The sequence below is a fragment of the Mucilaginibacter xinganensis genome, from assembly GCF_002257585.1.
GTDB classification, from domain to species: Bacteria; Bacteroidota; Bacteroidia; order Sphingobacteriales; family Sphingobacteriaceae; genus Mucilaginibacter; species Mucilaginibacter xinganensis.
The window spans coordinates 4,070,722-4,084,404 of record NZ_CP022743.1 but is presented as its reverse complement, the minus strand read 5'-3'; the positions used below and the strand labels follow the sequence as shown (position 1 = coordinate 4,084,404).

Genomic DNA, 13,683 nt, shown 5'->3' with positions numbered 1-13,683 from the left:
AATCAACTAACTCACGTTTTCTGCTTCTTCTTTTTTGCTGCCGGAAACAGCACATTATTTAAAATAAGGCGGTATCCGGGAGAATTGGGATGCAGCTTCAGATCAGTTGGGGGGTCACCTACAATGTGCTGGTAATCTTCAGGGTCGTGGCCACTGTAAAAAGTCCATTGACCTTTGCCGTATTCGCCGTGGATGTAGCGGGCCTCGTTACTGCTTTTCGTCTCGCCCATTATGGTGACGCCTGGTTTAAGCAGGGTTTTATTGTAAGCCGTGGTAAGGCCCATAAATCCTTTTATCACCTTGTCGTGGTTTTGCGTTAACATGCTGGGCACTACATCCCATTTTGCCGAAAAGTCGAACAGGGTAAAAAAGTCCCGGCTGCGCTCCACCTGGCGGGTAGTAGTTACATCAATATTGCTAAACTGGTGCGACATGGGGTTCATATCCAGCGTAAAGTTCTTAAATGCAAACGTTTGGCTAAAGTCAAGTTTTGATTGCGCTGCAGGATCAGCCGCATCGCCGTCGAACATCTGTTCACAAATGTCGGTGTTGGCAGCAGCCAGTGCAATATCAAATGTATCGGTACCCGAGCACATAGCGAACAGGAACCCGCCACCGGCGCAAAAGTCACGGATATGTTCGGCAACTGCCAATTTCATTTGCGATACTTTTTTAAAGCCTAGTTTGTGCGCTGTAGCCTCCTGGATTCTGATGTCGTCGTTATACCACTGTTCGTACCTGAAAGCGCCGTAAAACTTACTGTACTGGCCTGTAAAATCCTCGTGATGCAGGTGCAGCCAGTCATATTTGGGCAGATCGCCCTTTATCACTTCTTCATCGTAAACCACATCATACGGAATTTCGGCATATTTTAAAACCAGTGTAACGGCGTCATCCCACGGCAGTTTGTTTTTGGGCGAATAAACGGCCATTTTTGGGGCTTTTTCTAATTTAACCACATCCATGTTTACTGAAGGATCACTCACTTCGGCTAATACCTGGTTCACCTTTGCATCTGCCCAAACCTCGTAGCTAACGCCACGGATCTTACACTCATCCTCAATCTTTTTATCATATTTCATCATAAAGCTGCCACCCCGGTAATTGAGCAGCCAGTCAATCTCTTCACCGTTCTTTAACGTCCAGAAGGCAATACCGTATGATTTAAGGTGATCTTTTTGCGCGTCATCCATTGGGATTAGTATGGAGGCGGCCCTTGTTAGGGCAGGTAAAAGGGTAAAAGCTAAAAACAGGATAGTGAAAGCAGAAAGGCGGCGTGTAAAAAAAAAAGGTGAGCGGTGTTGTTTTTGCATTTTGCTAATCACTTTTAGTATGGTTATTAAGGATACTAATATCAAATGTAACGAATATTCAAATACAGTATTGTTAATGGTGATTTTTACCTTACGCTTTACTTTATACCCTCTTTTAAAAACCTTTTGCCTTTCCCCTCAAATTATTACCTTTGCCTACTATTTTAGAGAAAAAATGAGCAAAGCAATAATCAAAACCGAAAAAGGCGACATGACCGTTGAGTTTTATGACAAGGATGCACCTAACACAGTAGCAAACTTTCTTGGCCTGGCAAAGTCGGGATTTTATGACAACGTAACGTTTCACAGGGTGATCCCTAATTTCGTGATCCAGGGCGGCGATCCAACCGGTACAGGTGCAGGCGGCTCAGGAACGAGGATTGATTGTGAATTAACCGGCGATAACCAGTACCATGATCGTGGTGTGCTTTCAATGGCTCATGCAGGCCGTAATACCGGCAGCTCACAGTTTTTTATCTGCCATAGCCGCGATAATACCGCGCACTTAGACAGGAACCATACTGTATTTGGTAAAGTGGTTGAAAACGTTGAGGTAGTTGACGCTATTCGTCAGGGTGATAAAATTTTAGGAATTGATGTTATTGAGGGATAGTGATTAGGGGTCTGAAACTATAGATTAGATAAAATAGTTTCTGCATCAATCATTACATTATAAAAATAGAAATGAATTTACAGGGAATTGTAGCCGTATCAGGTAAGCCGGGCCTATGGAGAGCATTGGCTCAAAATAAAACAGGCTATATTTTAGAAAGCCTTGATGCGCAAAGAACCAAGCTGATTGCCAATTTATCAACAGCTAAGCTGGCAGCGCTTCACGAGATTACCATTTTTGGCCTGGATGACGATATTAAGCTAACAGACGTTTTTGAGCGGATGAAAGCCTCATCAAGCGTTCCGGATACTAAAGCTGATGGAAAAAAGCTAAGGGAATTTTTCAGGGAAGTATCGCCTGATCATGATGAAGAAAAAGTTTATGCTTCGGATATGAAAAAGATCATTAGCTGGTACCAGATATTAAAGGATATGCCGTTGTTTAACGAAACCGATCCTGCAGTTGCTCCCGCTGAAGAAGCAGCCCCGGTTGCTGAAGAACCTGCAAAGGTTGAAGCAGCAGAAACTGAAGTAGCGCCGGCAAAGCCAAAAGCAAAAAAAGCAGCAGCAAAAAAAGCATAATTTCAATGTAGATGCACAAGGTATTTGTGTATCAGAAACAAGAAAGCCAGAAGATCTATTCCTCTGGCTTTTTTACGTTGTATAATATCTTTAATTAGCAATCTACGTGCTTACATTCCTCTTCTTCAATTTCGGGTTCAAATGTAGCATGGTTAATATCCAAATGTTCAAGGCGGTGCCGCAGGTCCTTTTTTATGTTGTTAAAGTTTGCCAGTAATTCCTGTTTGATCACCAGGTGAGCGGTCAGTGCATTTTCAGTTGTACTAAGTGCCCATACGTGCATGTGGTGCACATCAATAACTCCTTTGCATTTCATCAGTTCAGCCTTGATCTTTTCCAGGTCCATTTCCTTTGGAACACCATCCATCTCCAGCCTCAGGCTATCCTTAAGCAAGCTCCAGGTGCCTTTTAATATCACAATAGCAATAACCAGGGACACTACACTATCTATCCAATACAGGTTTGTAAAATAGATGATCACACCTGACACCACCACGCCGAAAGATACGATAGCGTCAACTGCCATGTGCAGGTAGGCGCCTTTAACATTCAGGTCGGTATCCTTATCTTTTACAAAAAGCCATGCTGTAAACGCATTAACGCCTATGCCTATTAAAGCTACCCACGCCATAGTGCCACCCGAAACTACTTCGGTGTGCATAAAGCGCGTTATAGCTTCATAAATAATAAAGCCCACCGCCACAAACAAAATTACTGCGTTAAAGAACGACACAATTATAGTTGACCTTTTGTAACCGTAAGTATATTGACTGGTTGAGCTTACTTTGGTAAGTTTAAAAGCTAATAACGCCAGGGCAAGGCTGGCAACATCACTCAGGTTGTGGCCGGCATCGGTAAGCAACGATAGCGAATGCGTGCTTAAACCAGCAATTACTTCAATAACTACAAATGCCGAATTTAAGATGATACCCCATACAAAGGCGGCGTTAAGGTGATCAAGCTTGGGGGCATGATCATGGTGATGATGATGTGAATGATCGTGACCTGCTGACATGCCGTAAAAGTAAGAAATTAGTCCGGAAGTCGGAAAGCCCGGAAGTCGGAATATAAATAGACTCAATATCTTGCGTCGCCGGTTATCCTTAAAAAAATATAAGGTATAATATGCCCAGCATCAGTGCGTATTTTACACAATAGTATAAATTAATGTTATAAGCTTTTATCCGCTTGCCCACCAGCCTGATGGAATATACATACCTGAAAGCTTTGTTAATATTTCCGGTTTTGTCTTCGCCCATATTTGGAGATACGGCCGCCGCCATAATAAACCAGCCGAAGAACTTATTCCAGCCGCGTGCAAACATGGTTTTTACAGGGCGCTGGATGTCGCAAAAAAGAATGATGCGATCAATATCCGTTTTGTTTTCTGCATAATGAATATAAGTTTCGTCAAAAATTACATCTTCACCATCTTTCCAGGCATAGCTCTGTCCGTCAACCACAATATGGCATTGATCGGAATTTGGGGTGATCAAACCCAGGTGATAGCGTAACGAACCGGCATACGGGTCGCGGTGCATCAGCAATTCGCTGCCCGCCGGCAATACCGCAAACATGGCGGCTTTTACTTCGGGGATGCCCTTGATCAGTTCAATAGTTTGCGGACAATACTTTTTTGCGGAAGGATGAAAGTCATCGTACCATTTTAAATAAAAACGTTTCCATCCCCGCCGAAAAAACGAGTTAAAGCCCATGTCGTTATACTTGTCCGAGCCCTTGATCAGCTCCTCGCGCTCCAGCTGCAAGGCTTCATCCCTGATGGTTTGCCAGTTGTCTTTTAATAAACGTAGTTGGGGAAAGTTTGCTGATTTGATGTAGGGTTGGTTTTCCACTCCTGAAAATGCATACATCGGCATATTAATCGGGGCCATAAATGTTGAATGGTCTGTTAACTGCCTGAAAAATTTAAACCTCACCTTACCCCTGTAATGAACAATGATGGTGGATATGATTAAGATGTAGAATAATACAAACTTAAGGGATATAAGTTCGGTAATTACTGTATGCATGCGTAACGCTTTTTTTACAAAAATAGGGCACTGGGGTACACAGAGGGCATAGTTCACAACCAATAACGGAATTTTTACAGTTTGCTGACTATTTTTTTAATTTGGTCAGGCAAACAGTTATTGGTGGTGATAAGGTTCACCTTTAATTATGGTAAAGGCGCGGTAAAGTTGCTCCGTGAAAAACAGGCGCACCATTTGATGGGAAAAGGTCATAGCGGAAAGCGAAAGTTTATCATTGGCGCGCGCGTAGACCGAAGCGTCAAACCCGTAGGGCCCCCCAACAACAAAAACAATATTAGCGACCGAACCAATCGCTTTTTTATCAATATACGCTGCAAATTGCTGCGAGCTTAACTCCATTCCTTTTTCATCAAGCAGCACTACATGATCAACAGGGCTGATCTTTTTAAGAATGAGCTCAGCTTCTTTGGTTTTTTGCTGGTCCTGGGTTAAGGCTTTGGTGTTTTTTAACTCGTCTAATTCAATAATGAGCAGTTTGGTATAATGCTTTAACCGCTTTACATATTTTTCAATCCCTTCCTTTAAATAAGCGTCTTCGGTTTTGCCAACGGTTAGGAATGTTATCTTCATTTCAGCTAAAAGAGGTTTTAAATGCTATAAGGCCTGCAAAGTTAGGTATAGTTTTAAATGTTTATAAAGCTAAAAGGCTGAATTGTTGTAATATTGCCCGTGTTTAGGTTAATAGTTAAATTAGGCCCACTCAAACCCGTACCACTCTCATAATTTCGATGGATATAATAACAGATTACCAGCAAAAATCGGACTTTGCGCAAAACGAAGCCGATAAATATAAACAACTTGCTAATAACTACTCTTTGTACAGGTTAGGGGTGTTTGGGCTGTTCATACTTGCCGTATGCATAGCTGTTAGCCTTGATCAAATTGTTATTGTAGCCATTTCATTAATACTTTTGATATTTTGGTTTAGCTGGCTTATAAAAAAACAAAACAAATACGAGACGCTAAAAAACTACTTCATTGATCTTAAAAAGGTTACAGATAATGAAATAGATTCGATAAAAAGCTGTGCTAATATGTATGATAATGGTGCCATGTTTAATAACGATGCGCACTATTATACATCAGATATTGATATATACGGTAATTACTCCCTTTTTAAGCTGATCAATCGGTCAGCAACTTTCCCTGGTATGGTTAAATTGGCTGCCTGGCTGCATAAACCGGCAACTAAGGAAGTGATTTTGTTGCGTCAGCAGGCAGTAGCCGAGATTGCCGGTAAAAACGATTGGAAGCTTGATATCCAGGCGCACCTCCTGTTTTCATTAAAGCAACAAAAAGAGCAGATTAAAAACCTGTTGGCATATTTAAAAATTCCGGTTAAAATTAATGGTGAAAAATGGTTGATTGTTTATTGCACGCTAGCCCCGTTTATTTTGCTGGCTACAGTAATAACGGGTGTGTTTTACACAAAGGCGTTTTACTTTTTGCCTGTTTTAGGCTTGTTCAATTACCGGCAGTCGTCTTCACGATCGGATATTGTCGATAAAACCGACCTGATAGCCGGTAGGATAGGGGCAACGCTTAAGCATTTTGTTCAAGCTTTTAAGAGCATTGAAAATGAAAAATGGGAATCGGTTTATTTAAGCGGAGTATCTAGCCAAATAAAAAATATAAATGGAGATGCAATCTCATTCCGGATTTCACAACTTTCAACGCTGATCAACAAGCTTAACTCCCGGCTAAACCTGGTAGTGGATATCATAATGAATGTACTGTTTGTTTGGAACATCCGCCAGATCATCGCTATAGAAAAGTGGAAACTTAACAACCAGGAAAGTTTAGAGACGGCATTTGATGTATTGGCCGAATTTGAAGCTGTAATAAGTCTTGCATCCCTGCATATTAATTATCCTGAATGGACGTTCCCACAAATTGTCGATGGTGCCGGTTATACTTTGTCAGGAAAAAACCTTGCACACCCGCTTATTAATGCCGGCAAGCGCGTGGCTAATGATTATGAACTGAATGATACTTTTAAAATAGATATTATTACCGGCTCAAATATGGCGGGTAAAAGCACATTTTTACGTACCATCGGCATTAACACGGTGTTGGCGCTTTGCGGTGCGCCTGTTTGCGCATCAGAAATGCAGGTATCGGTTATCACTATCATAACTTACATGCGCATTAAGGATTCGCTTAATGAAAGTACATCAACCTTTAAGGCGGAGCTTGACCGGCTGCAAATGCTGCTTAAAGCTGTTGAAACTGAGAACAAGGTTTTCTTTTTGATAGATGAAATGCTGCGCGGCACCAACTCGGTTGATAAATACCTGGGCTCAAAAGCGGTAATAGAGCAGTTGATCAAGAAAAAAGGGGTAGGCATGGTGGCTACGCACGATCTGCAGATAGCAGAGCTTGAGCAGTCGCATCCGGATTATGTGCGCAATTTTTATTTCGACATCCAGATAGTAAACGGCGAAATGCTGTTCGACTACAAGATAAAAGATGGCGAATGCAAAACCTTTAATGCGTCGTTACTGCTGAAGCAGATAGGGATTGATGTGGAAGCTTAGGATAGGGTGCGAAGCAAGAAACCAGGAGCCAGGAATTAAGACAGGAAGATAAAAACTATAGGACTTAACACAATTTGCAGAGACGAAGTTTGTGTATCCTGGCCGGCAAAGTGTTCCATTTTTTCACACGGAACGGGTGGAACAAAGCGAAATATTCTGATTATCAATAACTTAATTATTTATTAAAGAATAAGTAGAAGCAAGTATCTGATAATCAATGTGTTTCACTAATTGGTATGTCGAACGTTCACTTAATGACATTTCGCTTAGGGGGAGAGAAGCAGGCTTATACTAGTCAGGAATCAAGACAGAAACAAACCCACCATCAAACAAAAAGAGCCAGGATTTATTCCCGGCTCTTTCTGTTTGATGGAATCATGACCTATAATAGTCTTGAATCTTTTTGAAGGCTTATCTGCCGCCGCCGCCGCCCATGCCGCCGCCCTGATCACCTTGTTTCATGTCATCATTGTTAACGCCTTTTTTAGGCGCGTTAGGGTTGCTGAAGCTAAGCTTTCCAAAGGTATAACTAAACGTTAAGCCAAATGAACGGAAGGGCATCTGGAAGCTGCTGGATTGTTTAAAGCCGGGGCTCTTTAAGTCTGAATTAAAGCTTTTGTATTCGCTGAAAGGCTCAATAGCATTCACCCCAATTGCAAGTTTCTTTTGCATAAATTGCTTTTTAGCCCCTATGCCAAAAATACTGAATGTTGGTGTTGTACCCTGTATGGTATGACGTGGCGAGTTGCCAAATACGAATGCTTCTGCAATATAATCTTTTGGCAGCGTTAAACTTGCGCGTGCAAAACCGCCATACTGAATATAGGTGCCATTTTGCGTTTGTTCAAGATGGAATACCCCCGAAGGGTCTGGCTTGTAGGTAAACGCATTAACACTCATAATAATTGTTAAAGCTTTAATCGGATTGATAGTTCCAAAAATGCTGCCGCCAAGAGAATTATTTGCGCCAATGTTTTGATAAGTTGTTAATGTACCGCCCTGTGCTATGCCATCAACAACAACTGATATTGGCCGTGCAATGTTTTCAATCAGGTTAGTAGTGTGCTTATAGTAGCCTGAAATGTTCAATATTGAAGTCCCGATGAAGGAATTATAATCCAATTCAACAGTCTGCGAAACTTCCGGGTCCAGTGTTGGATTACCTTGAGTTTGGCTTTGGATATTAACCTGGCTCACAAACGGATTCAGGAACTGTAAGCTTGGCCGGGTTATGCGTTTGCTGTAAGCCAGTTTTATAGTTTGCTTGGCATTAAGTTGCTTTTGAATTGTTAAGCTTGGCACAAGTGTGTTATAGTTTTGATTAAACGGAGACAAATTCTGTGTTGCATTAATGGGTTCGCCTTTAATATCCGTATTCTCATCCCTTACACCTGCCATAACCGACCACTGTTTCGGCAGCGTCACGGTAAACACTGTATAACCCGCGAATACGTTTTGGTTGTATTTGTAAATATTTGATAACGAAGGGTCAAATGTAAAATCTCCGGATTTATTGGTGTCATCATAGTAATTTGACGTACTGTTTATCCTCCTGAAAATACTCTTGCCACCGGCTTCCAGCTTAAGCGTTTTGCTTATAGGCAGGGTGTAGTCTGCCTGTATGGTATATTCGTTATTTTTACCGTTAAGATTGTTTTGTATATTATTAAAAACCGCAGAATAAGTGTTGGTATAATCAGTTATCCCGCTGCCATGGCTCCATTGGGTTGACAGGTCAAGTTCTTCACCTTCTTTTTTGTATTTGTGCGTGTAGTCAAGGTTCCAGTCGAAGTTGCTGAACTCGTTATGTTGTTGCAGGTGATTGTCATAAGGTGTTGCAGATTGGGTTGAAGTATTGCCGTTTGTATTAAAATTAAAATCCAGCAATTTAAACGATGAGGTAATGCTGTTAAAAGCGTTAAATTCATAACCGGCACTCACAGAGCTATTGGTGGCATGCCTGGTAACCCGGCTGGTACCATGGCTGGTGGTGTGCGTATGAACCGTATCCAGATCAATCTGCTGATCAAAATTAGTTATAGAAGTTTGCGGCCATGTTAAGTTACCGCCAAGGTTGGCCGAAAAATTAAAACGGTTTTTGTTGTAATTCAAATTGAAGTTACCATTGTTTTGACGGGTGCCCACAGCGGTATTTACCGATCCGCTTATGCCTGAAACATTTTTGGATTTTGTAATGATATTGATGATACCGGCCGAACCCTCAGCGTCGTATTTTGCAGACGGCGAGGTAATAACTTCAATGCTTTTGATCTGGCTTGCAGGAATGGCTTTTAATACGTCAGAAAGGCTGGTTGAAGTAGCACCGGATGGTTTGCCATTGATCAGCACACGCACGTTCTGATCACCGCGGACAGATACGTTACCGTTAATATCAACTGCAACCAGCGGCACTTTGCCCAATATATCCGTTGCGTTGCCGCCTGCTGCGGTTATGTCCTTCTCCGCATTGTAAACAATCTTATCAATTTTGTTTTCAATTAATGCTGTTTGTCCGGTAATTGTAACCTCTTTTAACAATTTTGCGCCCGGTGACACAATAATGATACCCATATTATTATCGGGCTTTGAAGCCGTTGTTACAACGGGGTCAATAGTTTTACTGGGGTAACCGATAAAAGAAATCACTAACTTGTAATTTCCAGGTTTAACATTATCCAGCTTAAAGTTTCCTTTTTCATCAGTGATACCACCGGTGATAGGCGCTTTGCCGCCGCTTCTGTAAAGGCCCACAGAGGCATAGTCAAGCGGTTTTTTGGTGAGGGAGTCAATAACATTGCCGGAAATTTTCCCCACTATTGTTGAGCCACCACCGCCTAAACCCACCTGGGCGTTTGCGGTAATAAAAGAGCATAGTATTGCTATAATTATGTAAAAACGTTTCATTTATTGATGATTTTTGTAATTGGAGGCGAAAATAGATTAAATGTTACAAGCAAAGTGTGATTATTTAACAATCAGGCCTAACTGTAACAAATTAGTTGCAATTGGCTGCTAACATACTGTGTATTAGCTACACTGTAAACGGGCGGATAAGGGTTTCAATATTATATTTCGCCTTCTCTTTTCCTCAAAAACCATTCTAGCGATAACAGCAGCACAATTACCACAAAAATCCATTTTACGTCAATAACATCACTGTAGTGTTTGTCCTCATAAACCACAGTTTTTATATTGTCGTTTTTTTGGATGAGGCCTGCCAGCTGGCCAACTTGTGCAGGTTGCAGCATTTGGCCGCCGCTTTGTTTTGAAATGGTATTTAGTAACTGGTGGTTAGCCGCACTCTGCCGCGATTCGAGGTTTAAAGGTTTTACGGTTAGCTGCCCTGCGGCGGTAAATGATTTGGTGCCGTTTTTTGTGTTAGCTGCATAGGTGTATTCGCCTACAGGCAAAGTGCCGGCATCCAGCTGATAGCTTTTATCATTGCGGCTAAAAAGAAAGCTGTAGGTTTTCCCGGCAGCGTTTTTTAATTCAATCCTCACATCAGGCGTATTTACCAGTTCAAGCGCATCGTTGTAAAGCTCGGCGTTGATCAATATGTTTTCGCCTTCATCAAAAACATGTTTAGGGGTGTAAACAATAAATCGCTGGCGGTTTGCATTGGCAGTAAGGTATTGTACAGCCTGGCTAAACAGTTCTTCCAGTGCATGGTGACTGCCATAAGCCTGGTATTCGGCAAGTTGCCAGCGCCATAAACCTTCGCCGGTAAGTATACCTGTCCGTTTGCCCGCCTCATCCCCAAAACATAACAGGGGATAGGTAGTCTCTACTGCGCCTATCCGCTGCTTTAGCAGGGTGCCGCCGGCAGGAGTCGACCCGTAACTTCCATACGGTGCCAGTAATGGGGGCAGCGCGCTTATTTTTCTTCTGGATGAATCGGACAAGGTAAAAGCCGCAAAATCTGTTGCAGGCTGGGCAAATACCTCCTGCATTTCCATCCTGCCGGCGCTTATCTTTACTACTTTTTGATTGTTATTGAAATTACCGAGGTCTGTTTGCGCACCTACCACGTACCAAAGCGGGACTTTACTTTTCAACAGGTTCTGTATAGCGCTATTACTGGCTGCAGATAACTGGTATAGGATCACCAGGTTATAATCTGCCGGCTTAATAGCTGCCATTTCAGAAACGACGGTTGCTTTTACCTCGTAATTCTTATTGTTTTCTATGCTTTGGCGGATTACGCTGATGTCGGGGTGAGGGGCTTCAAACAGCAGTAAAACCTTTTGCCGGGCATCAAGCACATCTACATAAATTGTTTCTGAATTGTTGGCGGCTGATACCTCATTTTTTACAGGGGCAATACTGATATTAAACCTGCGCAGTCCCTTTTTCCTGGCATTAAGTTTTAGTGTTACCTGTTTTTGGAAACTGTTAGAGGTTACCGGGATGTCCTGTGAGCTTACCTGCCTTCCATCTTCTGTAATAGTCAAGTGGATATTCTCGCCTTTGCTTTGATAAGCTTCTGCTAATACCTCCACCTCAAAATCATTGCCTAGGAGGGCCGTTTTATTGTAATTGACATTGCCGATGAGCAAATCACGTTTGGCGACTGTATCGCCAAGCGCAATGGTATAAATGCTGTTCTTAAAGTTCCTGGCTTCGTATTGCGGGTCGCTGCCCTGGTTATACAAACCGTCGGTAGCTATTACCAGTGCCCCAATGTTTTGATTTACAAAGCGGTCATTTAGCTGGTGTAATGCATTCGAGAGATTAGTTTGTTTACCGGTAAAGCTTTTGGACAGGCCGTTGCCCAGGTCTCTGTCGAAATGAAATTCCTGTACATCGTATCGGTCGCCGAGTTGTTCCTTTAATGCGGAGAGTTGGTCAACTACAACATTTTCCGTTTGAGCCCCCGCTAAATCTCCCCCGGTTGGGGAGACTTTAGCTTCGCCCGGTGTTCTAAACATTTTGATTGATTGCGAATTATCCTGCAAAACCAGCACCAATGGTTTTTGAGGGTTATAGCTTACCGATTTCACCAGCGGCGAAACCAACAGCAAGGCTATAATAGTTACCGCTATAGCGCGTATTGCAAATAACCCATACCTGAATTTATTGGACAGATTTACCGGCTGCCGGTAAAATAACCAGGCATATAATAAACCGGCCACCGCGCAGGCAGGTACCCACCATCCCGAAACCGTTCCCCAAGTGATTGAAAATAAAAACAGCATATCTGTAAGCCAAATATGCTGTTTTTAATTTGAAGAATTTAATTTGAGGATTTGAAAATGTGTTGATTTGAAAATTTAAAATTTCTCAAATTCCGAAATCCCTACAACATTCCACCATCAACAGGAATTACCTGCCCGGTGATGTATGAAGCCATGTCTGATGCCAGGAAAACGCAGCAATTGGCCACATCTTCTGTTTCGCCGCCGCGTTTAAGTGGAATAGCCTGCGCCCAGCCTTCAACAACTTTAGGATCCAGCACTTCGGTCATTTCGGTTTTTATAAAGCCTGGGGCTACCACGTTGGTACGGATGTTGCGTGAGCCTAATTCCTTGGCTATTGATTTTGAAAAGCCGATGATGCCAGCTTTTGAAGCCGCGTAGTTAGCCTGGCCTGCATTACCCTGTACACCTACAACAGAACTCATGTTAATGAATACACCGTTGCGGTTTTTCATCATGATTTTTGATGCAGCCTTGGTAACGTTAAATATTGATTTTAAGTTAACATCCATTACCTCATCCCATTGGGCTTCCGTCATGCGCATCAGCAAACCGTCTTTGGTTATGCCGGCGTTATTAACCACTATATGCAGGGTGCCGAAATCGGCGATAATATCATTGATCAGTTTTTCGGCCTCATCAAATTTTGATGCGTCAGAGCGATAGCCTTTTACCTGTGTGCCAAAGCTTTGCAGTTCCTGTTCAAGGGCTTGTCCTTTTTCAACAGATGATAAATAAGTGAAAGCTACATTAGCGCCATGCGCTGCAAACTTTTCTGCAATTTTACGCCCTATCCCTTTTGATGCTCCCGTGATAAGTGCGGTTTTTCCTTCTAATAATTTCATGAAGTTTAGAAAATGATTTACGAGGGGCGAAGATACTTATTTAGTCCGAAAGTCGGAAAAGTCCGGAAAGTAGGGAAGATAAAAAAGTTTCGGGTTTGTATGGACGTTTAATTTCTCCGGTATGCTTAAGTCTCGACACAGAGTCCCATTTAGGAGTGATCGCAAGGACCTGAAATAGCTCCTTGTAATATTATTTAGTGTTTGGGATTTTAAGACACAAATGCTACCTTCGGATAAATGAAACCTGTTATAATTATAATCACAAAATATGGCGTGATATTATTTTTATGGGTACTCTTGTTATGGTGGGCATTATTTTTATCTCCATTTGACGTGCCGGAATATGTTCCATACACACCAATCAAGATTTATGGATTAGCTTTTACTGCTTTTACTCTTACTATTTTAATTCTTTCACAAAAGGAAACTTTGAGAAAACTCCCGAATTTAAGTATTGTGGAATTAGTATTTATTGGAACCGCTATTTGCTTTATTATGGAGATATTATTCCAATTTATACAGTCGTTTACATTAACTTCTGACAAATT

Annotated in this window: 10 protein-coding genes; 3 read left to right on the top strand and 7 right to left on the bottom strand. The window is 42.0% G+C overall.

Annotated elements, in window-relative coordinates; genetic code table 11:
* Positions 1 to 11: 11 nt before the first annotated feature.
* Positions 12 to 1,193, bottom strand: a complete 1,182-nt coding sequence (locus MuYL_RS17915; protein ID WP_094571860.1) for an asparagine synthetase B — start codon at positions 1,191 to 1,193, stop codon at positions 12 to 14.
* Positions 1,194 to 1,488: 295 nt separating this feature from the next.
* Here MuYL_RS17915 and MuYL_RS17910 point away from each other — a divergent pair, with 295 nt between their 5' ends.
* Both MuYL_RS17910 and MuYL_RS17905 read left to right on the top strand, forming a co-directional pair.
* Positions 1,489 to 1,926: a peptidylprolyl isomerase gene (locus tag MuYL_RS17910; protein WP_094573016.1), complete on the top strand. Its 438-nt coding sequence runs from the start codon at positions 1,489 to 1,491 to the stop codon at positions 1,924 to 1,926.
* 71 nt (positions 1,927 to 1,997) lie between these two features.
* Positions 1,998 to 2,507, top strand: a complete 510-nt coding sequence (locus MuYL_RS17905) for a DUF5606 family protein (RefSeq protein WP_094571859.1) — start codon at positions 1,998 to 2,000, stop codon at positions 2,505 to 2,507.
* A gap of 94 nt (positions 2,508 to 2,601) precedes the next feature.
* Here MuYL_RS17905 and MuYL_RS17900 read toward each other — a convergent pair whose 3' ends face one another.
* From MuYL_RS17900 to rlmH, 3 genes are all read right to left on the bottom strand, one after another.
* Positions 2,602 to 3,522: a cation diffusion facilitator family transporter gene (locus tag MuYL_RS17900; protein ID WP_094571858.1), complete on the bottom strand. Its 921-nt coding sequence runs from the start codon at positions 3,520 to 3,522 to the stop codon at positions 2,602 to 2,604.
* Between the two features lie 88 nt (positions 3,523 to 3,610).
* Entirely contained in the window at positions 3,611 to 4,537 is a 927-nt protein-coding gene (locus MuYL_RS17895; RefSeq protein ID WP_094571857.1) for an aspartyl/asparaginyl beta-hydroxylase domain-containing protein, read from the bottom strand.
* Between the two features lie 117 nt (positions 4,538 to 4,654).
* A complete protein-coding gene (rlmH, locus tag MuYL_RS17890; protein ID WP_094571856.1) occupies positions 4,655 to 5,128 on the bottom strand; it encodes a 23S rRNA (pseudouridine(1915)-N(3))-methyltransferase RlmH in 474 nt (157 codons plus the stop codon).
* Positions 5,129 to 5,286: 158 nt separating this feature from the next.
* Here rlmH and MuYL_RS17885 point away from each other — a divergent pair, with 158 nt between their 5' ends.
* Positions 5,287 to 7,095 (top strand): MutS-related protein, encoded by a 1,809-nt coding sequence (locus MuYL_RS17885; RefSeq protein WP_094571855.1) that lies wholly within the window; start codon positions 5,287 to 5,289, stop codon positions 7,093 to 7,095.
* 411 nt (positions 7,096 to 7,506) lie between these two features.
* On the opposite strand, the gene MuYL_RS17880 is transcribed toward MuYL_RS17885, so the two are convergent.
* The 3 genes from MuYL_RS17880 to fabG form a co-directional block, all read right to left on the bottom strand.
* Positions 7,507 to 9,999 carry a TonB-dependent receptor domain-containing protein gene (locus MuYL_RS17880; protein WP_094571854.1) on the bottom strand — a complete coding sequence of 831 codons (2,493 nt, stop codon included), beginning with the start codon at positions 9,997 to 9,999 and terminating at the stop codon, positions 7,507 to 7,509.
* Positions 10,000 to 10,160: 161 nt separating this feature from the next.
* Entirely contained in the window at positions 10,161 to 12,290 is a 2,130-nt protein-coding gene (locus MuYL_RS17875) for a hypothetical protein (RefSeq protein WP_094571853.1), read from the bottom strand.
* Between the two features lie 101 nt (positions 12,291 to 12,391).
* Positions 12,392 to 13,135 (bottom strand): 3-oxoacyl-[acyl-carrier-protein] reductase, encoded by a 744-nt coding sequence (fabG, locus tag MuYL_RS17870; RefSeq protein WP_094571852.1) that lies wholly within the window; start codon positions 13,133 to 13,135, stop codon positions 12,392 to 12,394.
* Between the last annotated feature and the right edge of the window lie 548 nt (positions 13,136 to 13,683).

Excerpts from the sequence above, each read along its gene's own strand:
- MuYL_RS17915 (WP_094571860.1), bottom strand. The coding sequence starts at position 1,193 with ATGGATGACGCGCAAAAAGATCACCTTAAATCATACGGTATTGCCTTC.
- MuYL_RS17910 (WP_094573016.1), top strand. The coding sequence starts at position 1,489 with ATGAGCAAAGCAATAATCAAAACCGAAAAAGGCGACATGACCGTTGAG.
- MuYL_RS17905 (WP_094571859.1), top strand. The coding sequence starts at position 1,998 with ATGAATTTACAGGGAATTGTAGCCGTATCAGGTAAGCCGGGCCTATGG.
- MuYL_RS17900 (WP_094571858.1), bottom strand. The coding sequence starts at position 3,522 with ATGTCAGCAGGTCACGATCATTCACATCATCATCACCATGATCATGCC.
- MuYL_RS17895 (WP_094571857.1), bottom strand. The coding sequence starts at position 4,537 with ATGCATACAGTAATTACCGAACTTATATCCCTTAAGTTTGTATTATTC.
- rlmH (WP_094571856.1), bottom strand. The coding sequence starts at position 5,128 with ATGAAGATAACATTCCTAACCGTTGGCAAAACCGAAGACGCTTATTTA.
- MuYL_RS17885 (WP_094571855.1), top strand. The coding sequence starts at position 5,287 with ATGGATATAATAACAGATTACCAGCAAAAATCGGACTTTGCGCAAAAC.
- MuYL_RS17880 (WP_094571854.1), bottom strand. The coding sequence starts at position 9,999 with ATGAAACGTTTTTACATAATTATAGCAATACTATGCTCTTTTATTACC.
- MuYL_RS17875 (WP_094571853.1), bottom strand. The coding sequence starts at position 12,290 with ATGCTGTTTTTATTTTCAATCACTTGGGGAACGGTTTCGGGATGGTGG.
- fabG (WP_094571852.1), bottom strand. The coding sequence starts at position 13,135 with ATGAAATTATTAGAAGGAAAAACCGCACTTATCACGGGAGCATCAAAA.